We start from the raw sequence: 25,923 nt of genomic DNA, 5'->3' as shown, positions 1-25,923 counted from the left end.
TCTTCTCACTGCTCAACAATTTTCTCTAACAACGCATCGCCTGATTGGCTGACGCGTACATACGCAAAGCGGGCACGTTGCTGTATATTTAATCCTGTCTTCTCCGGAACAAAGTACGTTTCAATTCCGTAAATGATCGTGTTTCCATATATATTCCCATTCACTAACACATCGCTCTCGCGGTACAAATGCGGATTGCGCTTCTTTCCATTAACCGAATAAATACCGACAAATCGATGAACCCCCGTATCGTCTTTTCGTAAAATGACTTGAACTTTGCCCCATTCATCAACCCCTTCAATTGTTGAAATATCGTATTGAAGACGAACATAATCTCCTTGAATAAGTGAACGTGGATCGATGGGCTCAAGCTGCAATTTGATTTGCTCGCCATGCCGAATATGTCGTTCCTTATCAAATGTCACATACGCGATAAATACAACTTGTAAGGTGATGACGACCAAAAGGGGTAACCATTTTTGTTCACGGACGGAAAACGAAATCGCTTTTCTTTTTTGTACAAATGTAGCGAATGTAAACAAACATAAACCAACAATAGCCAATGTGAACGATTTATGAAGTAAATCCCATATCCATTCATAATACTTTAATATGAGAAACAAACACATATACACCCAAGCAATTGAGCGCTCATATTCATTTGTACGAAATAAAAGAACGAACGAGGCTGCACAAAGAAATGCAATATTCCATCCGACATACATCCAATCTATAGAAAAAATATCTGCACTTGTCAATAGAAGGAGTGAAGTAAACGAAAAAACGAGAAACACAAAACGCTCATACATATGTTTGGCGAACCAATAGATGACGCTATAAAAAACAAATACAGTCAATAATGTGAGACGGATGTCGCTCCATTCATCAAGCATCATCATAGCGACATAAATGGATGCAGCGATATTTGTCATCGTTCGTACACCTGCTGGCATACGCCATGAAATAAGAAACAAGACAGCGACATATGCACTCATCACAATCAAGGAAACCTCAGTCACACTAAACGCCCCAAGTATATATCCAATCGCAAGCAATGTGTAACGAACAACATCATTTTGTCTTTTCCATAATAATGCGGGTGTAACAAATAGCAAAATACATATGCTTAGCAATACATACGGTGAAAACGCATCGAACCAAAACGAAAGAAGCTGCATAATACTTCCAACAGCAATCATCGATGCAACGACGGTGACAATGATTTGAAAAGCAACGATAAAAAATTTCTCTACCTTTCCATTACTACGTTTTTTCATCCATCGCAATCCGTAAATACCGATATAGACGATGATGACAGCTAGCACAAGACCGAATATATACCCATTCCCACCAAAATACTGCTCAACAAACCGAAAATATTGAATGATCCCAAACATACCTGTAAACAATACCGTGCATATAAAATATGGCTGTTTTTTTACATATAACAAAAACAATACGAAAAGGATGGTATACACGTATGGCCAAAAGCGAAATTGCTCAAATGATATTCCTTGTATGAAGATAACAAACAGCCAACTATGCATCGCCATATAAGCGAGAATAGAAAGTAGAGATGGACGACTGAACGATGCAACGATGCCATTGATGATCACAAAAAGCAATAAAATGAAAAATGACGTCCATTCTCCCCTTTCAATGTGATACGAAGAAGGAAAGTAGTAAAACCAAAACGTTAGTTGAAGCAATCCGAGGCTAAACACAACAAGAAATCGGTCGCGAGCAAGCCAAGCAAAAATAGAAGTAGGAATAAGCCAAACAAAAAACAATAAAAAGCTATCAGCATGTGAGTTATACACTTGCCCGATTAACGCAACACAAATACCAAATGTAATGGCTCCGAAAATAAACAACCATCTGCTTAATAAATGATAGCGAAAAACAGTCGCGCTCATAACATAAAATAAAACCATAAAGCCAGCTGCAATACTAACTTTCGTCAATCGTCCAAGTTCAGGCCAATTCGAAGCGAAAAAATAAACGAACGCGGCAGTGAGGAACAAAAGCCCTAACAAATATGTTGTTTTCACAATGCGTTGCGCCATATAACGGCCTCCTTAAACTTCGCCTTTTTACCATTATACTATGGTTGGAGACCGCACGTATACATCATTTATCAATATACCCAAGCCGCTCAGAAATTTGTTTGCCAATCGCTTTCATTTGTATGTGAAGTTGTTCTAGTCGTTCATCCGTCATACGAATCGTCGGCCCAGACACACTGACCGCTGCAACAACTTGCTTTGTGTGATCAAAAATAGGCACAGCTATACAACGAATACCGTACTCGTTTTCCTCTAAATCAAGCGCATAACCGGCTTCACAAACACGCTCTAACTCGCGGAGAAACATACGTTGATCTGTAATCGTATAATCAGTATGTGGCGGTAATCCTTTTCTTTTTAAAATGTCCATTACAACATGCTTGGGCAAATGTGCTAAAATCGCCTTACCGACGGCTGTGCAATGCATCGGTGCTCGCTTTCCGACTTTTGAATGCATGCGTAATGTTTCATTCCCGTCTAACTTTTCAATGTAAATGACCTCCCCTTGATCGTACACGACAAGGTGAACAACTTCGTTCGTTATTTGTTCAAGCTCGCGTAAATACGGTTTTGCTTCTTTTCGTAAATCGATCGATTCTAACAACTTCGAGCTCATTTCCAACAGCTTATAACCGAGCTTGTATCGCTCTGTTTCTCCATCTTGTTCAACGTATCCGTGTTCAGCAAGTGTCGATAGTAACCGATGAACGGAACTTTTATGAATACCGATTTGTTTAGCAATTTCCGTTACACCAATTCCATGACGATAGTTGCTTAAAATATCCATAATTTTTAATGCCCTACTAACTGACTTGACAAATGAATCTTTTTCCATGATGCTCCCACCTTTAGCACGTAATAAGGGCATTCGCATCGAATGCCCTCTGTATTATCATTGTTTCACATGTGCATACTTTGCCTTCGCTTCTAAACGACGACGATGTAAAATCGGCTCCGTATAGCCGTTTGGCTGTTCGTACCCTTTAAAAACGAGGTCGCACGCTGCTTGGAAGGCAACTGAGTTGTCATAATCAACCGACATCGGTCGATAAGCTGGATCGTCCGCATTTTGTTCATCGACAACTTTCGCCATTCGCTTCAACGTTTCAAGTACTTGCTCTTTCGTACAAATACCATGATGTAACCAGTTGGCAATATGTTGGCTCGAAATACGAAGCGTTGCACGGTCTTCCATTAAACCAATGTTATGAATATCGGGTACTTTTGAACATCCAATCCCTTGGTCGATCCAACGAACGACGTAACCAAGAATACCTTGTGCATTATTATCTAACTCTTGTTGAATTTCCTCAGGCGTCCATTGTGGGTTGCTAGCGACAGGAATTTGTAAAATATCGTCACAATAGTTTTTGACACGTTTTTTCAACTCGTCTTGCACCGTAAACACATCTACTTGATGATAATGAAGCGCATGTAACGTCGCCGCTGTAGGTGACGGAACCCAAGCTGTATTTGCCCCAGCTTGCGGATGAGCAATTTTTTGCTTCAACATTTCCGCCATCATATCAGGCATCGCCCACATTCCTTTACCAATTTGGGCACGACCTTGAAAACCAGTTAGTAATCCAATCGCTACGTTCGATTTTTCATAACTTTGTAACCATACGGACGATTTCATTTCATTTTTTCGAATCATCGGTCCTGCTTCCATTGATGTGTGAATTTCGTCGCCTGTACGATCTAAAAAGCCTGTGTTAATGAAGATGATTCGATCCCTTACTCGATAAATACAATTTTTCAAATTCAATGTTGTCCGTCGTTCTTCGTCCATTACACCAATTTTAATTGTATTCCGTTCAAGGCCGAGCATATCTTCCACACGATCAAACAATTCATCTGCGAATGCTACTTCTTCTGAACCGTGCATTTTCGGCTTTACAATGTAGATCGAACCTTTTCTCGAATTAACATACTTCCCATTGCCGAGAAGCGAATGTTTCATAATTAAAGTCGTTACGACCGCATCTAAAATACCTTCGTACACTTCTTCTCCATTTTCAAATAAAATCGTATTGTTCGTCATTAAGTGCCCAACGTTGCGCACAAACATAAGCGACCGTCCTGGCAATGTGAGCGTCTCGCCACTTGGTGTTGTATATACACGATCTGGATTTAGCTCGCGTGTAACGGTTTTGTTTCCTTTTGTAAAGCTCGCTGTTAAGTCACCACGAACTAAACCGAGTAAGTTGCGATATACAAGTACTTTATCTTCCGCATCGACTGCCGCAACAGAATCTTCGCAATCCATAATTGTTGTTAACGCGGCTTCTAAATAAACGTCCTTAATACCTGCTGCATCCGTCTGTCCAATCGGGTGAGTACGATCAATTTGTATTTCAATATGTAGACCGTTGTTTTTCAATAAAATCGCAGACGGTTGCTCTGGTGAACCTTGATACCCAACAAATTTTTGCCCATCTCGCAACGTTGTTGTTTGTCCATCTCTCGTTGTCACAGTTAGCACACCGTTTACAACGGCGTATTGAACGGCATCTTTGTGCGAATATCCGCGGAGTGGTACTGCTTCATCTAGAAAGGCACGAACGTAAGCGATGACCTTTTCCCCACGTATCGGATTGTATCCTTTTCCACGCTCAGCCCCATCTTCTTCACTAATCACATCTGTACCATATAAAGCGTCATACAAACTTCCCCATCGGGCATTAGCTGCATTTAGCGCATAACGCGCGTTTGTAATCGGAACAACGAGCTGTGGACCTGCTTGTTTAGCAATTTCATCATCGACGCGTTCTGTCGTAATTTCAAAATCTTCGACTTCCGGCTCTAGGTAACCGATTTCTTGTAAAAATGATTTATATTGTTCAAAATCAAACCGTCCACGATGTTGCTTATGCCATTCATTGATCTTTTCTTGTAATTCATCGCGCTTCGCAAGCAACGCTTTATTTTTCGGCGTTAATTCGACGATAAGCTGTTCAAAATCGCCCCAAAACTTATTTGTATCTATCCCACTATTCGGCAACACTTCATTTGTCATAAAATCATAAAAAATATCAGCTACCTGTAGACGACCTATTTTCACATATTCCCCCATCATCATTCCCCTTCCTTTTGTTGCGTATTATGAAACAATGTTTCATAAATTTCTAAGAAAATGATACCATAATAGGCAACATATTTTCAATCATTTTCTGACAATTCAAAAAGCGGGGTTTCCCCCGCCTTATGAACGATACACCCCATATTTGATGATATTCATATAATCTTCAAGCTCATTGATCAGCATATTCCCTTGTTGAACAAGGTCAAATGAATGGCTTCGATATAATTGCAAGTATTTATTCGATATTTGATCAACGATCATCATCGTCATGCGGACGACTGTATCGACACATATATGTTCACGTAATGGTCCATTTTGCAGCAACTGTTTTAAAAAGACATGTTGCAGTAAAAACTCTTCGCCATACGTTTCGTTATGTTTCGCAAGCAGTTGCTCTATTTCTTTTTGCACCGCTTTTGGCGGTTTTGTCACCGCATCCATGACAAGTTGCGCTTCGTTTGGATGTTGCATAAATACTCGTTGTTTGATAAGCACAATTTGTTTCATTCGCTCAAAAAAATCATCACACCGTATTTCATTAACGGCTTCCATAACCTTCTCAGTCAACAACTCCCGCGCATAATATACGACATATAAATATAAATTTTTTTTGCTTTTGAAATAATGAAAAAGCAATCCTTTCGATATCCCGGCGCGGCTTGTAATGACGTCTGTTGACGCATGTTCATACCCGTTTTGCACAAATTCTTCGATAGCCGTACGGATAATAAGCTTTTTTTTGTCTTCTTGTTGCCTTTCAAACGCTTCGTACAACCGAATCACCTAACCTATGCCACAATATCTTTCTTTTTGTAAATAATGTATGCTAAAACGATGCTTACACTAATGATCGCTATCATTAAACTAACGTATAGTACATCGAGTTGCAACTCATAAATGATCGGTGCTGCATCAACATATTTAAACGGGCTAAAGTATTTCAAAAAAGATAAATCTTCAGAAATGCTTGACATCATGCTCATAAAATAAGTGACGAAAACAAGCCCAAGGGCAAACGATGACGCATTTCTCGTTTTACGCATCATCGCTGATAACAAAAATGCCACAGCCGCGAACGTAACGTGAAGAAATATCGTTGCTACTGTCAGTAAATAAATAGCTTTTAACGAAACGTCATATTCTTTAGCGATCTGGAAGCCGACTAAACTAACAAGGAAGGAAACCGTATTTATGATAATAATATTTACAACGACAACAAGTCCTTTACTTGTCAAAACCTCACTTCTTGTGACTGGTTTAGCAAGTAAAAATTCAATCGTTTTATCGTTTTCCTCTTTCGCGACAATATTTGCGGCTAACATAGCTGCGTAAACACTGCCAAGCAACGTCGTCATCGCATACACACGCACACCGTAATACCCTGTCAAATCACCAATGCTCAATTGATCCATTCCAAATGCTTTAATCATGGCTGGTGGCAACGATTGAAGCAGCTTCGTTACTTCTTTTTGTTGCTCCGCGAACTGTGGGAAAATACTTAGCGTCAACAGTATAAGTCCGCTAAGCACAACAGTCCAAATAACTAAAGATTTTGCGTTTCGTTTCCATTCCCGTTTAAACATCATCTATCCCCTCACTTTTCGTAATAGTGCATAAACACATCTTCAAGAGACGGTTCGCTCATCGACACATCTTTAATGCGTAAATTGTGCAACTCGGCTATTAGTTCGTTCATATCCCCTCTGTATAACATCATCACTTCATTACCGCTGACTTCTTTTTTTACAACTCCCTCTAAATCAAATGTCGCATATTGTCCTTCCTCGAGCACGATCGTCACGTGTTTCAGCTGGTTTTTCGTTAAGTGTTCGATCGTCTCCACTTGAATAAGCTTGCCTTCTTTAATAATCGCTACACGATCACAAAGCTTTTGCACTTCTGATAAAATGTGCGAGGAGAAGAAAATCGTTACACCTTTTTTCCGTTCTTCTAAAAGAAGCTCAAAAAACGTATGCTGCATAAGCGGATCTAATCCACCTGTTGGCTCATCTAAAATAAGCAGTTTCGGTTCGTGCAACAACGCTTGAACGATCCCCACTTTTTTTCGATTTCCAAATGATAAATCTTCAATTTTTTTATGAACGTCTAAATCAAGACGCTCAGCCAGCTGTTTCAATCGTCGATCCGTCACGTTATAAAATGATGCCGAATAAAGCAATAAGTCGATCACTTTCATATCATCATAATAATGCACTTCAGAAGGTAAGTAGCCAACATGACGGCGGATTTCTTTCGCATCTTTTACAATATCTTTTCCGAAAATCGTCGCACTGCCGCTCGTCGGATAAATAAAGTTTAGTAACGTACGAATCGTCGTACTTTTTCCTGCTCCGTTCGGTCCGATAAACCCAAAAATTTCCCCTTCCTTAATAGAGAATGTTACCCCTTCAATTCCTCGATTGTTTTTATACCTTTTTGTTAGCTGTTTGACATCAACAATGCCCATCGTTTCGCCCCCCTTGGCGTTATACTTTATTGACCGATAAGTCAATTCCATAATACAACAGTTTGACTCAATAGTCAATAAAGAGATATTTACATATAATTCAAAAAGTGATATCATTAAAATATCTTTATGATGTTAGGAGGAAGAAATATGAAAGAAATGAAAGCTTGGTATATGAATGGTTTTTTCGCTTTGTTTCTTATCATCACATTACTTGCAGGTGCTATGTGGCGTTTTTTTATGGAGATGGAACTTATCCTTCCACTTTTCCTTGCTTTTTTCGCCTTCTTATTTAATGACAGGCATGACTATGGTGCAACCTAATCAAGCAAAAGTCGTCATCTTTTTCGGAAAGTATGTCGGTACTATTCGTGATAGCGGTTTATTTTTGACTATTCCACTTAGCGTTCGCAAAACCGTTTCATTACGTGTTCGCAACTTCAACAGCGCCAAATTAAAAGTGAATGACGTTGAAGGGAATCCAATTGAAATTGCAGCGGTCGTCGTTTTTAAAGTGATTGATTCAGCGAAAGCCATATTTGATGTAGATAACTACGAGCAATTTGTCGAAATTCAGAGTGAGACAGCCATTCGTCACGTCGCAACAAAATATCCGTATGACACATTTGAAAACGAAAACATCTCGCTACGTGGAAACGCCGACGTCGTCTCAGAAGTATTAGCAAAAGAATTACAAGAACGTCTAAATGTAGCTGGTGTTGAAGTCGTTGAAGCACGTTTAACACACTTAGCGTACTCTACAGAAATTGCAAGCGCCATGTTACAACGTCAGCAAGCTACGGCCATCCTAGCAGCACGAAAAAAAATTGTTGAGGGAGCAGTTTCAATGGCAAAAATGGCGATTGAACAGCTAGATCAAGAAGCCCATTTGCAGTTAGATGAGGAAAGGAAAGCAAATATGGTTAACAATTTGATGGTGGCAATTATTTCTGATCGTGGAGCCCAACCAGTCATCAACGCCGGAACGTTATACTAACGGTGAATACGAAATGACAAAGAAAAAAAACTTTCCGCTACGAATCGATCCAAAATTGTATGAAATCATCGAACGTTGGGCACAAGATGAATTTCGAAGCGTGAATGCTCATATCGAATTTCTACTGCGTGAAGCAGCAAAGCGCGAAGGACGTTTGAAAGAAAATAAAAAATAGAAAGGTGTCCCAAAAGCTTTCGGGACACCTTTTTCCGTCATCATACCTCTACGCATGGAGAAATACTATTTCGCAAATACATGGTTTCCAATCACAACTGTCACTTGGCGCGAGCGGATCCATTCGCTTTTCGCCGTCTTTGGATTGTAAAAGTACAATGAACCACTTCCTAAACCGCGAAAAGCAATGGCTTCTTCAACCGCTCGATATGCTTCTCGATCCGCTGGTTTGTTAATCTCGCCGTTTTGTACAGGAGTGAACGCATAATATCCCCCTGAACGCTCATAAATGACTTGGCGAATTGTATTTGGAAAATTCGGATGGTCGACACGATTCAACACGACTGTAGCAACCGCCACCTTTCCTGCAAACGGCTCTCCTTTTGCTTCCGCATGAACGAGGCGAGCTAACAAATCTTTATCGGCTTGAGAAATAGGTTGCGGAATACGCAACGCTTCACCAACGAATAAAATATCGGATTGTTTTTGATTGATTCGTTGAAGCTCTAGCAATGAAACATTGTAACTTTTTGCAATCGTCCAAAACGTTTCCCCTTGTTTTACATAATGAACTGTCGTTTGTGCAGCTACTTCAGTTGTTGAAAAACAAAAAGCTGCTACAAAGACAGAAGCAAGTGCTAGCAATTTCCTCATATTATCCCTCCTAGTCCGTTGCTCGCTTATAAGACTAGCAGGGATTTAGCAATCTATCATTATCTAATTTATGGAAAAATCTCAAAATACTATGGTATGCAACGATCGGGACGGCATATGGAAATTTATTCATTTATTAAACTTCTTTAGCCCTTCACCAAAAGTTGTACTTGATTTTTTACAACACACTCTACTGACGTTTGTGAGAAACAATCAGCAAATCAATGATACTCTCACATTCTTGTTCAGAAGCGCGAATCATTTGTCAAGTACATGTCGCGGTAATAAACCGTTTCTTTCCATTTATGTAATTGTTCTATTCCTTTTTGCAGTTTTTCGTCTACAAGACGGGCATCTTCAATGTGTTTTATAATCATATTTCTTGCATCAACAAAGAGAGATGTTGACTGTTCAATCTTTTTCATGACGTCTTTCGAGTATTTATGTTGTGTTCGTATCTCATGTAAAACATCCTCAATATGTTTTTGTACTCCATGGATGATCAATAAAATATTTGTTAATTTTTCCGACGCTTGATCGCTCCGTTTCATTGCAGATTGAATCAAAGCGGATATCGTTTCAGTTTGATGCAACGATTGCTTGATTTCATGCTGAACCACCTGTGTTAACATGGTAATCGATTCTGTGCTTTTCGCCGTGCTTTCTGCCAACTTACGCACTTCAGCAGCAACAACAGAGAACCCCCTCCCATGTTCACCTGCCCTCGCTGCTTCAATAGAGGCATTTAGTGCTAATAAATTCGTTTGATTCGCAATCTCCTTGATAACTTGTACTATTTCCTCTATCTCTTTTGACCTTATGTTTAGCCCTTCCATTTTATTCGATGTTACATCCATTTCATCACCAAGGCGATGCATTAACTTTTCTACTTCATTAACCATTTGTAGCCCTTCCTCTGAACATTGCACCATTTCCATCGCTGAAGCTGTCAATTCTGTTCCTTTATCAAGCAATGTTTCGGAAATTTTGCTAGAATCTTTACTTAATTGATTCACACTATTAAATTTACCTTTAATTTCTTCAACAAGATTCTCTAGTACATTATGTTGACCATTAACTAACTCATGTTGTTGCATGGTCGCTAAAATTTCGTCATATAGATATTGAATGAACCGTTGAAAAGCCTCTTCCCGCTTTCTTAACCTATGTTTTACTTCCTTTAACTCCTCTTCTAACTGCTTTTTTTCTTCTTCTAGCTGTCTTATATCATTTATTCGTTGCAATAATCTCATTCTTTTCCCTCCTCATATTTCCTAATTGTTATTGTAGTGGAAATTGTCCAAAACAGTTGTGACGTCTATCACATTCGTTCTTTACAAAAAACAACTGGCATGAATTGTTCAAAATCTTCTCGAATGTGTGATGCACATCACAACTTCATAAATTAAAAGCAGTTATGCTTACATTGTAAAAGCAAAATTCGAGATGGAGGGTAAAAAACATGGAAAAGATATTTACAGCACAATCAACTGTTGGTGAAATCGTTGCTTTGTTCCCAAAAGCAAGTGATCTGTTTAAGACATATAAAATTGATTTTTGTTGTGGTGGAAATCGCCCCTTGTGTGACGTACTTACTGAAAAACAATTGGAGGTAGATGTTATTTTACAACAACTCCAATCCATGTATGAAAAGTCACTTGAAAAGGTAGAAAAAAACTGGCTTGATGTTCCGCATACAGAATTAATTGAGCATATTATTCAAACGCACCATCAATTTTTGTTAGAAGAACTACCAAAGCTTACCCCTTATGTAACAAAAGTTGCGCGTGTTCACGGCCCAACACAGCCGCACCTAATTCAGGTGCACCAGCTGTTCCATGAGTTAAAAATCGAGTTAGAACAACACCTAATGAAAGAAGAAAAAGATGTATTTCCACTTATTATACAATTTGAAAAACATCCAACAGAAGAAAATAGACAAATGATGATACGAGCAATCGAAGAGCTTATGGCTGAGCATGAACATGCCGGGGATATGATAAAGAACATACGAGAGATCACAAATGACTTTACCCCCCCTGTCGATGCTTGTGGAACATATCGTCTAGTGTATAATCGACTCGAAGCACTAGAAGATGACTTGTTTACCCACATTCATTTAGAAAATAATATTTTATTTCCACGCATTCTTACCGAATAATATTTAAGGACACGATAAATCGTCTGGAAAATTTGTTTATTAATTGATAATAACGCGTGTATAATCATGAAAAATAAAATAGGGTGTCCAAATACTCTTTGGGCACCTCATCCATAGTTTTTCTCTCCCCCATTCCACAATATACAACATATCATCTATTCAAGTAATAAAGTGGAATATTTCACACATACACAAGTCGCATAAACGGCCATATACGAAAAAATAAAAACTATACCAACATATGAACCGTGTTCATAAATTTGCGGTAAACTACCCTTCAACAATCACCAGCCTCAAAGAGGTAGAACTGTCGTTAATAACATTCTTACAATTAATACCTTTTTTTGCGAAAAGGATCGGCTAACAATCCAATCAAAACGCAAAGAGGCAATCCCACCTACAATAATTCTAGGCGTTGCTGTTCTCCTCATCATACAGAATTCCGGAAAAAAATCATAAATTTTATCACATTTTTATACTGCCCTTTTTCGTTCATTTCGTTCCTAATTGTAGCGCTTAAAAAACAGATGTTATGTGGGGTATCGCAAACATTTGTTATGATTTTTATCACATATTCACAAAAGGTTATGATTCTTGTCACAGCTTTTCAATAGAAAACAACGTAAAATCTTGCTTAGAAATTCTATAAGGAGCGGACGATATGATGGGTGATTGGATTAAAACGAGGCTGAAAAATGTCGTGCTTTTTCGGGAATTATCTGATCAAGAACTTGAAGCAATCGTTAAGATTTCTCAAGTGCGCATCTATAAACCACGGACATTTGTCTTTATGCAAGCCGATCCACTAGAGCGAGTTTTTTTTATTCAATCCGGGACGATCAAAATTTATAAAACAGACGCAAGCGGAAAAGAGCAAATTGTATCAATTTTACAAACGGGCGAGATGTTCCCTCACGCTGGTTTTTTCCGTCGAGGGAGCTATCCAGCTCATGCGGAAGTGATGGAAGAAGCAACACTCATCTCCATTCCCATAGCTGACTTTGAACAGACGCTTATTTCCTATCCAGAACTATGTATAAAATTATTCCGCGTTATGGGTGAAAAAATTATCGACTTGCAAAATCGCTTAGAAGAACAAATTCTCCATAATACGTACGAACAAATTATTTTGCTTCTCTTGCGGCTCTCGAGAACAAACGCGGTCTTGCAAGGGCGCCATCATCGCTTAACGACACATTTTACCAACCGTGAACTCGCCAATATGATTGGAACATCGCGCGAAACAATGAGTCGTACGCTCAGCCACTTGAAACGTAAGGGGTTTATCGATCTTGATGACAATGGCTACTATTTAATTGATGCAGAAAAGTTGGAAAAAGAGATCTTTTATAACCTGTGATCAAGATCACAACGTTCGTGAATGAAAATGACTATCATAGAAAATGAAAAGAAGATGAAAGGGTGGGCGTGATGGGAAAAATCGTGGAGTTAGATGTTCGTGATGATTTGCAGAAAAAATTAGAACCATTCCAAAAGATTATGGATGCTGTTCAGGGACTTGAGACAGGCGATACGTTCATTTTACATGCAACGTTTAAGCCTGTTCCGCTTTTTGCTGTCATGAAAGCAAAAGGGTTTACGTACGAGTCGGAACAGCTAGACAAAAAACATTGGAAAGTGACGTTTGTCAAACGGGGGTTAGGACAATGATCTTAGATAATCGTGGATTAGAACCTCCACAACCGATGATGCGAACGCTCGCGGCACTAGAAACGCTTCCTAAAGGAGAAACGTTAACGATTATTAATGACCGCCGCCCGATGTTTTTATACGAACAACTTGACGAACTTGGCTATCTCTATGAAACGAAAGAGCGCGAGGATGGGAGCTTTGAAATTACGATCACGAAGGGATGACGACGATGTTTCCTTCAACACAACGAACGTATGAAACAAATATTCGTCTGCCGTTTTGTTTTATTTTATTTGGCGTTGTTGCGTTCATCGCTTCAGAAGCGATTTTGCTTTTTTCAGGCACATCGCTCGTCCAAGGAGCGTTCCGCATCCCAGCCGTATGGGGGGCTATCCATCTAGCGGTGCTAGGCTGGGCGTTAATGGTCGCGATGGGCGCGATGTACCAACTCGTTCCAGTCGTATTCCTAACGCCGATCTGGAATGAAACGTTAGGTTTCGTGCAATTTTTTATTACTACACTTGGCGTTCTAGCTCTTTCGATTAGTTTCCTTTGGAAAATGAAGTTTGTGTTTTTCGCTGGTCTATTGCTTACGCTCGGTTTTGTTCTTTTTTTTCTTCAAATGGTAATGACACTTAAAAAACAACCCATAAAAAATATGATGACTCTGTTCGTCAGTACAGCACTTTTTTGCTTGCTAGCGACGGTTGTTTTAGGAATGGCGCTTTCGTTTCATTTTTTTAGCGGTAGCGAGATAGCAGACCATTTGCTTATGTTGAAAACACATCTGTTATTCGGACTTACTGGGTGGTTTACTCTACTTATTATCGGTTTCTCTTACAAAATGGTTCCAATGTTCTCATTGGCGCATGGGTTTTCGATGACGCTTGCGCGCTATGTGTATACTATTTACGTTTGGGGGCTCGCCATTACCTTTTTCAGCTTTCTAACGAACCATTCTACTCTTTTCGCCGGTGGAATGGGGTTGTTGTTTCTTGGGTTCTCATTATTTAGCTACCATATCACCACGATTTTGCGAAAGCGGGTAAAGAAAAAATTAGATCGTCCGTTTTTATTTGCACTATTCGCAATTGCTATCGCACTCTGTCTACACGCAATCGCTTTTCTTTTCGCGGTAGTAGGAAATACAGCCAGCTTCGGTGTGATGATATATGGTTATCTTTTTGGATGGATTATTTTAAGCATTATCGGTTATTTATACAAAATCGTCCCATTTTTATGGTGGACACACCGTTACAGCAAAAAAATTGGCAAGGAAAACGTGCCGACGTTAAAACAAATGATAAATGAAAAATGGATCGTTTTTTCCTTCGGGTTATTTCTCGTTAGTCTTATCGGTGTCATCCTAGCGCTTGTTATTTCTAACTTGCCGTTATTTTATATCGCGCAAAGCGGAATGATTGCATTCTCTCTTTTGTTGGCGGGAACAATCATCTCCGTATTGTGGAAATAAGGGAGGAGAAGCAATTGGAATTAAAAGAGATAGTCATGGAGCAACTTCGTACCGTATACGATCCAGAGTTAGGCATTAATGTTGTTGATTTAGGGCTAATTTATGATTTGCGAGTAAATGATGGGATTGTGTCAATTGTTATGACACTTACCACCCCTGGATGCCCGCTACACGATTCCATCGTTGGTGGTGTCAAACGAGCGCTTACGCATCTCAAAGGAATAAAAGATGTCGATGTGCAAATTACATGGAATCCGCCATGGACGCCAGCTCGAATGAGTGAAGGAGCGTTAAAACAATTAGGCTTCCTATAAGTATAAAAAATTATTTAAGTTAAAAATTCAATAAAAATAAACCCCAAAGAATGTCGATGCTACAGCATTCTTTTGGGGCTTTTTTCGATTTCGGAATTAAATACTATTTATTGGACAGCCCCTTTTGAAATATATATATATATACATCCAAATTGACATTTTAACCTCTGATTCACGCAGCACACCCGATGCGGCGTAACACCTCATCTGGGTGCTGTAAGACGTATTGTTCAAACCGAGTAATCGACTGGGCGATGTCTTTTTGATCTCTATGCAAGACGTTGGCAATGACTTCATCTTTTAGCCACTTCCATAGCCGTTCAATAGGGTTTAACTGTGGGGAATACGGTGGCAAAAAGATAAAGTGAAAAGTAGCACCTTCTTGACTATCAAGGAATGCTCGCACCATCTTGGCATAATGAATACGCGCGTTGTCCAACACAAGCACGATGAATCGATTCGCATATTTCTCTTTCAACAGATGTAAAAAGTCTAGAAACGTCTCGGCATTGGCAGACGAAGCACGATGAAACACGACGTCCCCTTGTTGCACGTCGACTGCACCAAAAATGGAAACATGGGCGTGATGACCGTAGCTTGGCACTTGTTTTTGATTGCCTACTTCTGCCCATGTCGTACGAAGCGCTTGATATGCGCGAACATGCGTCTCATCGACATGAAGAAGAACGATTTCGTCCGTGATTAGTTTTTTTTTATAAACTCGAGTTCTTTTTCAAAGGCTGCTTGAAGCACCGAATCGCCTTTGACGAGCTTATAGGTCGGGCGTGTCCATGACAAACGAAGACGATGCAATAACTTTCGGATGCCTTCCCGTGACATCGAAACGCCATAAGTTTGTTGGATGTAAGATTGTAATATGCGAGTGTTCCATGACGAAGAAATGCCCCAGCCGACATCCACAGGGGTGGTGGTTAACACGAGTTGTCTGATCTCTTGTTGTTGTTCTTCCGTGAGAAAAGGCACGCGACCAGGTGGCAACCGACGATCGAGTAAATGATCGAGCCCTCCTTCATTAAAACGTGCAACGTAGATGGCAACGGATTGACGGCACAGATTGATCATTTTGGCGACATCTTTGCCCAGATGCCCCTCCATGACGAGGCGAACGGCAGTCACCCGAACGCGAAGGGAAGCATCTTTGATTTTCCGTTCTTGTTTCCGAAGTGTTCGAGGCGTCCAGCCGTGATCATTTGTAATTTTAAGACGTTTCATGTCCTTTCCGCTCCTTTTACACATGAGTATTTAGGAGCAGTATAACCATGTAAAAAGGTGTTCATACAGAAGTTATCACTTTAAAGTGCATGTATATAGTTCAATGTGTAACGAATTAATTTGGGAAAGGAACAATTCCTCGTATTTTTTTTTCGCTAGATAGCGAATTTCGTTGTCGCTGGCACCAGGATTCACTTTTTTTACTGCATCTTTCAAGTCATTATAAACGTCGTTCGCAAGCAGGCGAAGTTTATAGTAGCGAAAACAGTCGTCCCAGAACTTTTTCTCTCCATACGTACGAATCATTTTCTGGGCTGTTTCATATCGCCCATATTTTTTATGAAACAAAGAAATCGTTTTTTCAATTTCTCCCTTCGTAACAAAATAGAAATATGTATATCCTCCCGCCAAGCCTATAACGGCACTAAGTAAAAAAATAAATAGTGACTGTTTCATTTTCCCACCTCTTTTCATTTTTCCTTCACATCTATCATAATGTCTTACATAAAATTCAAGTTGTGCTACAAATCACTTGACGATGGAATTTTTTGAACAAATGATGACATATTAATCGTTGACAACTTACTTTTCGTAAGTTTATAATTATCTTGAAGTCAAGATAAAGGTTGATGCGTATGAATCAAAACGAGCAAACATTATCGTTAAAACTATTCGTTGTTCTTTCTAGGGCACATAAAGCCGTATCCGAACATGTTAAGCATGACATCCAACGTTACGGACTAAACCCAACAGAGTTCGGTGTTCTCGACTTGTTGTATCATAAAGGAGCACAACCGATTCAACAAATCGGTGACAAAATTTTACTCACTAGTGGAAGTATGACATATGTCATCGACAAACTCGAAGAAAAAGGATATATTGTCCGGCAACGTTGCGAAAAAGATCGGCGCATTACGTACGCTGTTATTACTGACGAAGGAAAAGCACTAATGGATCACATTTTTCCGCAACACGCCCAAAAAATGTCGGATATTTTCCGATCTTTATCTACAGAGGAAAAAGAATTAGCTATTCACTTGCTCAAAAAGATAGGTCTTTCATTGTCGCCTTTCTAAAGGCCTATCGCACAACTTTTATCTTGAAATCAAGATATATGAAAGGAGAGATCATCATGATGCACATTGGTATTTTACTTATTCGTCTCGCTGTTGGTTTAACGTTTGTCGGTCATGGGGCTCAAAAGTTGTTTGGATGGTTCGGGGGATACGGCTTAAAAGGAACAGGTGGGTGGCTTGAGTCCATTGGGTTAAAACCGGGAGTGACAATGGCACTCATTGCTGGCCTAGCGGAGTTCGTTGGGGGATTGTTGTTTGCCCTCGGGCTGTTCACCCCATTTGCAGCTTTGTTGATCGCTGCTACAATGGTCGTCGCTATCGTAAAAGTGCACGCTCCGAACGGATTTTGGGTCACTCAAAATGGCTTTGAGTACAACTTTATTTTGATTGTTGTTGTGATCGGTATCGCGCTCATCGGTGCAGGCGACTATTCACTCGATGCACTCATAAAGTAAGAAAGGAGATTGTTCCATGATTCACGTATATCCTGCACATAAACGGTTTCAATCAAACCACGGTTGGCTACAAAGCTATTTTAGTTTTTCATTCGCTGAATACTTTGATCGAAACAATATGCACTTTGGTCCATTACGTGTATTTAATGATGATATCATCGCGCCACAACGTGGTTTTGGAGCGCACCCTCATCAAGAAATGGAAATTGTTACAGTCGTTCTAAAAGGACAACTTGAACATCGCGATAATCTCGGCAATCATCGCATCATTTCATTCGGTGAAGTACAACGGATGACAGCCGGAACAGGCATTGTACATTCAGAAATGAATCCATCTACTACAGAAGAAGTCAATCTTCTACAACTTTGGTTTCTACCTGAAGCACGCGGCCTTACCCCGTCATATGAACAAGTTTCATACGATATTCAAAAAATGAAGAACCGTTTATTGCCTATTGTTTCGAAAACACAGGCAGGAAATGAAGTTGCCTACATTCATCAAGACATAACGATGTATTTATCTAATCTAGAAAATAACCAGCACGTTACATTCCAACAACAAGAAGGACGTCGAATATATTTGTTTGTTATCGAGGGGGAGATTACGTTAAACGACGAAACGATATTACACCGTCGTGACGCCGCCCGTATAACAAATACGCCAATATTGCATATTACCGCAAAAGCAGATAGCCAATTTATGCTTATCGACTTACCATAGTTGCCAACTTGCCTAGAAAAACGGGCAAGCCGGATTGATGTCTATATGCTTTTTCATTACTTTAACATGCGAATGCATGACCATTTTACACAGTCCCAAAAAGAAAAAATGCCCGTTCGCCTTATTGAACGGGCATCTGTATAGCCACAAGCGATACTTACGTTTCCTTAGGTAGCCAAAATGTCAAGACACCAAATAAGGGAAGGAAACTACACATGACCATAAGTGCTTTTAACGTATACACATCAGCAATTTTGCCAAGTGCAACCGCTCCAAGCGCCCCCATTCCAAACGCAAGACCAACAATTAATCCCGAAGCCATCCCAACGTTTCCTGGAAGCAATTCTTGTGCATAGACGACAAACGTAGCAAAACTAGACGATAAAATAAAGCCTGTAACAAAAACAATTGGCAAAACAAAATGAAGTGGCACATATGGCAAAATAAGTGCAAACGGCGCTGTACCAAGCGTGGATGCAAAAATTAAATTTCGTCTCCCGAATCGATCAGCAAGCGGACCTCCAAAAACTGTCCCGATTGCCCCTGCGATCATAAAAACAAACAAATAAAGTTGCGCTTGACGAATAGAAATTCCGTAATACTTCATTAAGTAAAACTGATAGTAATTCGAAATTCCTGCATAATACCACGAACGTGCAAATACTAAAAGAACTAGGAGAATAAGCGCAAATATAATCTTTTGACTTATTTGTTTCTTTTCTTCCATCGTTTCCTTTCGGCGTTCGTTCACTTGATGCAATTGAACAGCATACCACTTCGACACCCAAAATAAAACAACCATCCCAAGCGCCGCAACAATGACAAACCAAACTGCTCCCTTTTGACCAAATGGAACAAAAATGAGCGCTGTAAACAATGGTGCAAGAGCGTTGCCTGTATTTCCGCCAAGTTGATAAATGGATTGAGCGAACCCCCTTCTCGCCCGAGCGGCAAAATAAACGACGCGCGAACCTTCTGGATGAAATATAGCTGAACCAAATCCAATGAATAAAACGGACAATAAGACGAAGGAAAAATTAGGTGCAAACGCTAATCCAACCATCCCTAGCAAGCTTGCCCCCATACCAAACGGCAAAAAGCTCGGCGATGGATACCGATCGGAAAACAATCCGACAACCGGCTGTAGGATAGACGAAGTCATATTCAGCGTAAATGCAATCCAACCGATTTGTGTATAAGATAAGCGCATGGATGATTCTAAAATCGGAAATAGCGCTGGCACCACAGCTTGCATGGCATCATTCAATAAATGACCAATACTAATGGCAATTAAAATCGGATAAACGACTGTTTGCATATTTGTGCGTTGTTCAACACTTGCTTGCATCTTCCTCTCTCCCTAGAAAACACATTGAATATTTACATTATAATACCTTCTGTCAATCTTTCAATTTTTTTGCCTGTTTATAAAAAAAGCGCCCTATCTTACTGATAAGACGCTTGTTCTCCTGATTGATCATTTAAAAAAGTCCGCGTGCGTTTCCATGTTCGTCGACATCCATCTGAAGTGCTGCTGGTTGTTTTGGCAACCCTGGCATCGTCATGACATCCCCTGTTAAGGCGACGAGAAATCCAGCGCCGATCGACGGTTTTAATTCGCGCACTGTAATCGTGAAATCGGTCGGGCGGCCAAGTTTTGTTGGGTCATCGGAAAGCGAATATTGCGTCTTTGCCATGCAAATCGGGAGCTTGTCCCACCCAAACGATGTAAATTGTTCGATTTGCTTTTTCGCCTTGTCGGAAAAAGAAACGTCGCTTGCACCATAAACATTGCGCGCGATTTTTTGAATTTTATCCGTAATCGGTTCATCTAATTCGTATAACGGGGTGTACGTGCTTTTTGTATTTTCGATCGCTTCCAATACTTTGCGAGCTAAATCAATTCCGCCATCTCCGCCTTTTTCCCACACTTCCGTTAACGATACAGGATATCCTTTTTCCTCACAAAATGCCGTTAATGCTTGAATTTCCTTTTCTGTATCAGTCAGGAAACGGTTAATCGCAACAACAAACGGCAAGCCAAACGCTTGAATCGTTTCAATATGTTTTTCTAAATTGGCTAGTCCTTTTTTTAATGCTTCGACATTTTCGCTTGCTAGTTGTTGTTTCCCTACCCCGCCGTGCATTTTTAGCGCCCGAATCGTTGCGACGATGACAACAGCTTTCGGTTCAATTTCTGCCATGCGCGCTTTGATATGTAAAAATTTCTCGGCACCTAAATCGGCACCAAATCCCGCCTCTGTCACAACATAGTCTCCGAGTTTTTGCGCCATTTTTGTTGCGATAACGCTATTGCATCCGTGAGCAATATTGGCAAACGGGCCGCCGTGCACAAGTGCCGGGACATGTTCTACTGTTTGGACTAAATTCGGCTTTAGTGCATCTTTTAGTAAAAGTGTGAGCGCTCCTTCGACGCCAAGATCAGCTACTGTCACAGGTTGACGATCCACGTTATATGCCACAACCATTTTTGCTAAACGTCTTTTTAAATCTTGCAAATCGGTTGCTAAGCAAAACACCGCCATGATTTCAGAGGCGACGGTAATATCGAATCCGTCCTCGCGTGGCACGCCTTGCGTCGGTCCGCCTAATCCGACCACGACTTTACGTAGCGCACGGTCGTTTAAGTCAACCGCTCGCTTCCAAACGATGCGGCGCGTATCGATTCGTAATTCATTTCCTTGGTGAATATGGTTGTCAATGAGCGCAGCTAAGGCGTTATTCGCGGTCGTAATCGCATGCAAATCTCCTGTAAAGTGCAAATTAATGTCTTCCATCGGCAACACTTGTGAATACCCTCCACCTGTCGCGCCGCCTTTTATTCCCATCGTCGGACCAAGGGAAGGTTCCCGCATCGCAATTATCACTTTTTTACCCATTTTATGTAATGCTTGACCAAGCCCAACAGTGACCGTCGATTTTCCCTCTCCCGCTGGCGTTGGATTAATCGACGTCACTAAGATGACTTTACCATCTTGTTTCGTCGCTAGCCGCTTTAGTGCATGAAGGGAAATTTTTGCTTTATAATGCCCATACGGTTCAAGCTCTTCTTCCGACAAATCAAGTTCACTGGCAATGTCTTGAATGCGCTTTAATTTTGTTTCTTGGGCAATTTCAATGTCTGTTTTAATCTTCGTCGTCGTTGTCATCGTTCAGTCCCCCAGTATGAAAATAATCCCCCCTTATTTTAGCACGATACCATGAAAATATGGCACCCTCTTCACTAAACAGAAGCGCTAGAAAAATTCCCCAAGAATGATTCGTATAACATTTCTTTTGAAACTAATAGACGTCGATATAAAGTAACAAAGAAATCAAAAAAGAAGATGATATAGCAGTAATGAATTGTCGAGTTGTTAAACGTATCGCTGCTTTCAATTCTAATTCTTTCGCAATCGTCCAAAATGTAACTGCACAAACTGTAAGGGTAGACGCCATATATACAGATAAAAATAGTTGTGTTGTCGTAAGTGTAGAAAGCAAAGCACCGTTTCCTTCATTCAATAAAAGAATCGCATCTTTACGAATAATTGAGAAAAAAATAGTTGGTGCTACTTCTTTCGGTAAATGAAATATATGCGCAAAAGACGTGAACAACTGGCCCAATACATTCATCCATCCAAACATATTAATGATCGTCGCAACTAAGCAAATAAAAAGAAAGACAGGCATCGCTTGAGTTACAAATTGCACAACGTTTCTTTTTACCTGATATAGTACAGACGTCCATGTAGGCCATTGTAGAAATGTGCGTCGTACATAGTGATGTGGAGTTGTTACTACCCCATTCCATATTCTTGTATGAATAGCACCAACAACAAATAAAACGACTATATAAGGGAAGAATAAGTACGGTTTTTGAGCTACATGAAACACAGAAATTGTCGCCCCAAGTTGGTAGCTGCAGGCAGAAGCGAAAGAAATAAGTGATATGCACGATTTTCTCGTACACGCATGACATAGTCTACTTTGCTGAACAGCAACTACATTACATCCAAATCCAGTAAATACCGGGATCAAGTCTTCACCATGTAAACCGATCTTTCTTAAATAAGTATGAAGGGAATCCACGATTCGATCCTTTATACCTGTATCATCAATAATAGCCGTGACAAACGTTAAGAAAATAACAACTGGAAATGCCCAAACGAAAGAGTACATTCCGAGGGAAAGAAGCCCATAATCTCCGATGAGTAAAGTTTCTAACCATTGCGGAGCGTATTGGAGCCACTCTTTTACAAACAAAAGAGATTTATCGACCCATTTTTCCCCCCAACCTCCTACTAAATAAGCGAAGTATATTGGTAACATAAAAGTAGATAAAAGTGTCATGCACGATAAAACGGGACCAACAAATGGTCTTTCAAATAATAGCGAAATTGGCTCGTGCGACGGAAGCGAAAGTGATAAAAGGTCTTTGATTTGCTTTAGTGTTAATCGCTGCGTATAAAAAAGAGATGGAAATGTATGAGTATTCTCTTTTCTTCCATTTGTCAATATAAGAGGGAGTCCCTCTTTTTCTTGTATTTCTTTTAAACGTTGCTTTGCTATGCCGCTCATTTTATCTACAAATGTTACTGCAATTGAAACGTTTGATCGTTCAACTTCAACAAGCTGGAGTAATTGTTTAAGTTCAGCTTGAAAATGTGTTCCACGTATAACTAACATAACGTGGTTGGCTTTTTCAATTTCTTTTTTCAACATATGCGCCCCAAGCTCATCGCCTAAACGAACACCAGGCGTATCAACAATTTCCCACCCACTATCATGAACAAGTGGGTGGGTACGTAATAAGTACGTTGAGCCTCTTACATTTATCTCCTCTCCTACACCAAATGACGTCCAACGGGAAAACAATGTCGTTTTACCTACAGACTCTAGACCGATAAGTAATAATCGTTTCCGCCTTGCACTTTTAACTAGCACTCACATTTCACCTCACAACAAGACAAGTCGGTTAAATACATTTGATTCTTTTCATAGTATCTAAACACTTCCTCGTCATGTGGAAGTTGAAATCGATCAACAAGCTGTTTTGCCACCACTGCAAATCTTTGCCTAAATTTGTATATAAAACAAAAGATCGCTTTTTCATGCGCAACACTAGGGCCAATCAAAAACAAATTGTTAACTAATGTCGATTCATCATTTACAGTTAACTTCGGCTTTCCGTTTTCCCCCCACTCAAACAACGAATAAATTTGCTCTGCACCTGAACGAAAACCTGTAGCTAGAACGGGTTGTTGTTTCGTATGAAGTTGTTTGTTGTTTGAGAGAAATAATGTATAAGTTGATTTTTGTTTTTCTATTTTTTCGACTTCTACTCCCTCTATGAAATGTAGTCGTTTTGTTTTTTGAGCCTCCCTTAAACGCTCCCACGTATACGGTGCTAATGAAACGCTTGGATCTGCCTCTTTTTGTGCAAATAATTGATGTTTCGAAATAACTGTTACCTCATTTCCAAGTGAAACAAGATTTACAGCTGCATCAATTCCACTTTCATATCCTCCTATAATGATGTAATGGCAGCCTTTTTTGAACTTTCCCCAACTATCCACATAGCGATTGTGCAATGCATACTCTGCGCCTGGAAATGGTCTAGTGTTTGGAAATTGATATTCGCCAGTTGCCCAAATGATCGCGTCACACTCATACTTTCCTTCATTTGTTTCTAACTGGAATCGTCCATTTTTCAAAAAAACATGCTCGACATTTACACCTTCGCGAATCGGTAAATCAAAGTGTTCCGCCAACAAATCTAAATACAAAGCATAGTCTTCTCCACTTAGTCTTTCCTTTTGTAATGTGTACGCGGGCGAGGTAGTAGGAGATACAGCATTCAAATCTAGTGCTCCAAAGCCCTGACCAACGAACGAAGGAGTAATAAAACGCATTTCTTTTGGCCATTGTCGGAATGAGGATCCAATGCAATCACGCTCTAATATTCCAAAATTCTCTATACCTAACTGTTTTAATAAAATTCCCATTCCAATTCCTGCTGAACCAGCTCCAACAATAATAAAAAACGGGTTCATTGTATCACCTCTCGATAATAGTAATTATTACGATTTATAATATAACATAAACAATTTTTTTATGACAATAATAATCATTTGCACCCCCTCAACAATTTTATATATAGCAAATTGTAAAAATCAGCAAACCTCTCCCTTTATCTGTTAAAGGATGGTGAGCATTTTTTCTGCCAAGAAGAGTACTCCATATTATCATACTGACACTCCCTCTAACGTAATCACTACTTTTTCGAATAAAAAATAAAAACACTTTTTCGGCAACTGCCAAAAAAGTGTTTTCGTCATTACGGCAACCGATGACCTGCCGCACGATAAATCTCGTACCACTCTTGTCGAGAGAGTTGCACATGACTTGCTTGGCAAATGTCTTTTAAACGAGCGGAGTTTGTTGTGCCAACGATCACTTGCATGTTCGCTGGATGACGCAAAATCCAAGCGACGGCAATGGCTGACTTGCTTACTCCTTTTTCCTCCGCTAGCCGTCCGAGTACTTCATTAACTTCCGGAAATTTCTCGTTGTCAATAAACACTCCTTCAAAAAAGCCGTATTGGAACGGGGACCACGCCTGTATCGTAATATGTTTGAGACGGCAATATTCTAAAATATGTCCGTCACGGTTAATCGCGCCGTCAAATAACGTATTCGCTTGAATGCCGCTTGTCACCAAATTCGCATGCATCATACTGAACTGCATTTGGTTCGCGATAATCGGCTGGTTGACATATGCTTGCAATAGCTCGATTTGCATACTATTGAAGTTGCTCACTCCGAAATGACGGACTTTTCCACTTGCATGTAAGCGATCAAACGCCTCTGCTACTTCTTCTGGCTCCATCAGCGTATCCGGCCGGTGTAAAAGCAACATGTCTAAATAATCGGTTTGAAGTCGCTTCAATATGCCATCAACGGATGTCAAAATATGTTCTTTTGATAAGTCATAATAGCCATCACGAATCGAACATTTGCTTTGAATGCGGATTCGTTCGCGCAAATGCGGGCGGGAAGCAAGCACTTCACCGAACAGCTCTTCACAACGTCCTTTTCCATAAATATCTGCATGGTCAAACATCGTAATTCCTGCTTCAATCGCTTCGTCTATATACCGCGATAGCTCAGAAACAGACATTTCCGAAATTCGCATGCATCCTAGCACAATTTCTGAAGCTGTTAGGCTAGAGTTACCAATGTTCATTTGTTTCAATTGTCCATCCTCCCTCTAAAAATGTTGATATATCAAGGTTTCTTGGCATCTTAGGGGTGCCAAAAAAATATTTTTCGACAAAATTCATCACATACTTTTTCATTTTTGTTGATATCTAACAGTCCGTAGGTGCGC

26 protein-coding genes and 1 pseudogene are annotated in these 25,923 nt (G+C 40.0%); 11 read left to right on the top strand and 16 right to left on the bottom strand.

The annotated features are described in order from the left end of the window. Positions 1 to 5: 5 nt before the first annotated feature. The 6 genes from K1I44_RS12705 to K1I44_RS12680 all read right to left on the bottom strand — a co-directional run bounded on the left by K1I44_RS12705 (position 6) and on the right by K1I44_RS12680 (position 7,618). Positions 6 to 2,066 (bottom strand): GDYXXLXY domain-containing protein, encoded by a 2,061-nt coding sequence (locus K1I44_RS12705; protein WP_219986350.1) that lies wholly within the window; start codon positions 2,064 to 2,066, stop codon positions 6 to 8. Between the two features lie 64 nt (positions 2,067 to 2,130). Then, positions 2,131 to 2,901 carry an IclR family transcriptional regulator gene (locus K1I44_RS12700; RefSeq protein ID WP_219986349.1) on the bottom strand — a complete coding sequence of 257 codons (771 nt, stop codon included), beginning with the start codon at positions 2,899 to 2,901 and terminating at the stop codon, positions 2,131 to 2,133. Positions 2,902 to 2,958: 57 nt separating this feature from the next. Then, positions 2,959 to 5,142, bottom strand: a complete 2,184-nt coding sequence (locus K1I44_RS12695) for a malate synthase G (protein WP_219986356.1) — start codon at positions 5,140 to 5,142, stop codon at positions 2,959 to 2,961. A gap of 129 nt (positions 5,143 to 5,271) precedes the next feature. After that, positions 5,272 to 5,925: a TetR/AcrR family transcriptional regulator gene (locus K1I44_RS12690; protein WP_003397417.1), complete on the bottom strand. Its 654-nt coding sequence runs from the start codon at positions 5,923 to 5,925 to the stop codon at positions 5,272 to 5,274. A gap of 14 nt (positions 5,926 to 5,939) precedes the next feature. Continuing rightward, on the bottom strand, positions 5,940 to 6,737 hold the full coding sequence (locus tag K1I44_RS12685) for an ABC transporter permease (protein WP_255573420.1): 798 nt from the start codon (positions 6,735 to 6,737) through the stop codon (positions 5,940 to 5,942). Between the two features lie 8 nt (positions 6,738 to 6,745). Next, entirely contained in the window at positions 6,746 to 7,618 is an 873-nt protein-coding gene (locus K1I44_RS12680) for an ABC transporter ATP-binding protein (RefSeq protein ID WP_003397419.1), read from the bottom strand. A gap of 150 nt (positions 7,619 to 7,768) precedes the next feature. On the opposite strand from K1I44_RS12680, the pseudogene K1I44_RS12675 reads away from it, so the two are divergent. Both K1I44_RS12675 and K1I44_RS12670 read left to right on the top strand, forming a co-directional pair. Beyond that, positions 7,769 to 8,615 (top strand): annotated as a pseudogene (locus tag K1I44_RS12675) (SPFH domain-containing protein). Between the two features lie 13 nt (positions 8,616 to 8,628). After that, the gene (locus K1I44_RS12670; RefSeq protein WP_003397421.1) at positions 8,629 to 8,790 is read left to right on the top strand and encodes a type II toxin-antitoxin system antitoxin; all 162 of its coding nucleotides are present in this window, start codon (positions 8,629 to 8,631) and stop codon (positions 8,788 to 8,790) included. Positions 8,791 to 8,855: 65 nt separating this feature from the next. Here K1I44_RS12670 and K1I44_RS12665 read toward each other — a convergent pair whose 3' ends face one another. Both K1I44_RS12665 and K1I44_RS12660 read right to left on the bottom strand, forming a co-directional pair. After that, the gene (locus K1I44_RS12665; protein ID WP_003397426.1) at positions 8,856 to 9,443 is read right to left on the bottom strand and encodes a cell wall hydrolase; all 588 of its coding nucleotides are present in this window, start codon (positions 9,441 to 9,443) and stop codon (positions 8,856 to 8,858) included. Positions 9,444 to 9,688: 245 nt separating this feature from the next. After that, entirely contained in the window at positions 9,689 to 10,696 is a 1,008-nt protein-coding gene (locus K1I44_RS12660; protein ID WP_003397427.1) for a methyl-accepting chemotaxis protein, read from the bottom strand. A 209-nt stretch (positions 10,697 to 10,905) separates the two neighbouring features. Between K1I44_RS12660 and ric the strand changes: the two genes are divergently transcribed. The 6 genes from ric to K1I44_RS12630 all read left to right on the top strand — a co-directional run bounded on the left by ric (position 10,906) and on the right by K1I44_RS12630 (position 15,045). Then, positions 10,906 to 11,604, top strand: coding sequence for an iron-sulfur cluster repair di-iron protein (gene ric / locus K1I44_RS12655; protein ID WP_219986347.1), 699 nt, complete (start codon positions 10,906 to 10,908; stop codon positions 11,602 to 11,604). 664 nt (positions 11,605 to 12,268) lie between these two features. Continuing rightward, a complete protein-coding gene (locus K1I44_RS12650) occupies positions 12,269 to 12,964 on the top strand; it encodes a Crp/Fnr family transcriptional regulator (protein ID WP_003397430.1) in 696 nt (231 codons plus the stop codon). 71 nt (positions 12,965 to 13,035) lie between these two features. Beyond that, positions 13,036 to 13,275 (top strand): DUF2249 domain-containing protein, encoded by a 240-nt coding sequence (locus K1I44_RS12645; protein ID WP_219986346.1) that lies wholly within the window; start codon positions 13,036 to 13,038, stop codon positions 13,273 to 13,275. Further along, positions 13,272 to 13,481: a DUF2249 domain-containing protein gene (locus K1I44_RS12640; protein WP_003397432.1), complete on the top strand. Its 210-nt coding sequence runs from the start codon at positions 13,272 to 13,274 to the stop codon at positions 13,479 to 13,481. Before K1I44_RS12645 ends, K1I44_RS12640 begins: the two co-directional genes overlap by 4 nt. Beyond that, positions 13,478 to 14,731: a hypothetical protein gene (locus tag K1I44_RS12635; RefSeq protein WP_219986345.1), complete on the top strand. Its 1,254-nt coding sequence runs from the start codon at positions 13,478 to 13,480 to the stop codon at positions 14,729 to 14,731. Before K1I44_RS12640 ends, K1I44_RS12635 begins: the two co-directional genes overlap by 4 nt. A 35-nt stretch (positions 14,732 to 14,766) precedes the next feature. Then, on the top strand, positions 14,767 to 15,045 hold the full coding sequence (locus K1I44_RS12630; protein WP_370628005.1) for a metal-sulfur cluster assembly factor: 279 nt from the start codon (positions 14,767 to 14,769) through the stop codon (positions 15,043 to 15,045). Between the two features lie 172 nt (positions 15,046 to 15,217). Here K1I44_RS12630 and K1I44_RS12625 read toward each other — a convergent pair whose 3' ends face one another. The 3 genes from K1I44_RS12625 to K1I44_RS12615 form a co-directional block, all read right to left on the bottom strand. After that, entirely contained in the window at positions 15,218 to 15,736 is a 519-nt protein-coding gene (locus K1I44_RS12625; RefSeq protein WP_219986354.1) for an IS630 family transposase, read from the bottom strand. 11 nt (positions 15,737 to 15,747) lie between these two features. Next, positions 15,748 to 16,278 carry a helix-turn-helix domain-containing protein gene (locus K1I44_RS12620; protein WP_219986344.1) on the bottom strand — a complete coding sequence of 177 codons (531 nt, stop codon included), beginning with the start codon at positions 16,276 to 16,278 and terminating at the stop codon, positions 15,748 to 15,750. A 75-nt stretch (positions 16,279 to 16,353) separates the two neighbouring features. Continuing rightward, positions 16,354 to 16,734, bottom strand: coding sequence for a hypothetical protein (locus K1I44_RS12615; protein WP_219986343.1), 381 nt, complete (start codon positions 16,732 to 16,734; stop codon positions 16,354 to 16,356). Positions 16,735 to 16,913: 179 nt separating this feature from the next. Between K1I44_RS12615 and K1I44_RS12610 the strand changes: the two genes are divergently transcribed. The 3 genes from K1I44_RS12610 to K1I44_RS12600 are packed head-to-tail and all read left to right on the top strand — an operon-like array spanning position 16,914 to position 18,530. Beyond that, positions 16,914 to 17,354: a MarR family winged helix-turn-helix transcriptional regulator gene (locus K1I44_RS12610; protein ID WP_003397437.1), complete on the top strand. Its 441-nt coding sequence runs from the start codon at positions 16,914 to 16,916 to the stop codon at positions 17,352 to 17,354. A gap of 56 nt (positions 17,355 to 17,410) precedes the next feature. Beyond that, positions 17,411 to 17,809 (top strand): DoxX family protein, encoded by a 399-nt coding sequence (locus tag K1I44_RS12605; RefSeq protein ID WP_003397438.1) that lies wholly within the window; start codon positions 17,411 to 17,413, stop codon positions 17,807 to 17,809. 16 nt (positions 17,810 to 17,825) lie between these two features. Further along, positions 17,826 to 18,530, top strand: a complete 705-nt coding sequence (locus tag K1I44_RS12600) for a pirin family protein (protein WP_219986342.1) — start codon at positions 17,826 to 17,828, stop codon at positions 18,528 to 18,530. 157 nt (positions 18,531 to 18,687) lie between these two features. Here K1I44_RS12600 and K1I44_RS12595 read toward each other — a convergent pair whose 3' ends face one another. From K1I44_RS12595 to K1I44_RS12575, 5 genes are all read right to left on the bottom strand, one after another. Further along, entirely contained in the window at positions 18,688 to 19,878 is a 1,191-nt protein-coding gene (locus K1I44_RS12595) for an MFS transporter (RefSeq protein ID WP_219986341.1), read from the bottom strand. 133 nt (positions 19,879 to 20,011) lie between these two features. Further along, the gene (locus tag K1I44_RS12590; protein WP_219986340.1) at positions 20,012 to 21,700 is read right to left on the bottom strand and encodes a formate--tetrahydrofolate ligase; all 1,689 of its coding nucleotides are present in this window, start codon (positions 21,698 to 21,700) and stop codon (positions 20,012 to 20,014) included. Between the two features lie 133 nt (positions 21,701 to 21,833). After that, complete coding sequence (locus K1I44_RS12585) at positions 21,834 to 23,477, bottom strand: nucleoside recognition domain-containing protein (protein WP_219986339.1); 1,644 nt, start codon at positions 23,475 to 23,477, stop codon at positions 21,834 to 21,836. Next, a complete protein-coding gene (locus K1I44_RS12580; protein WP_219986338.1) occupies positions 23,471 to 24,586 on the bottom strand; it encodes an NAD(P)/FAD-dependent oxidoreductase in 1,116 nt (371 codons plus the stop codon). Before K1I44_RS12580 ends, K1I44_RS12585 begins: the two co-directional genes overlap by 7 nt. Before the next feature lie 284 nt (positions 24,587 to 24,870). After that, positions 24,871 to 25,788 carry an aldo/keto reductase gene (locus tag K1I44_RS12575; RefSeq protein ID WP_219986337.1) on the bottom strand — a complete coding sequence of 306 codons (918 nt, stop codon included), beginning with the start codon at positions 25,786 to 25,788 and terminating at the stop codon, positions 24,871 to 24,873. Positions 25,789 to 25,923 lie beyond the last annotated feature (135 nt).

The sequence above is a fragment of the Anoxybacillus sp. ST4 genome (genome assembly GCF_019448545.1).
GTDB lineage: Bacteria > Bacillota > Bacilli > Bacillales > Anoxybacillaceae > Anoxybacillus > Anoxybacillus pushchinoensis.
Note: the sequence above shows the minus strand (reverse complement) of the source record. Positions and strands in the feature narration are given on the sequence as shown.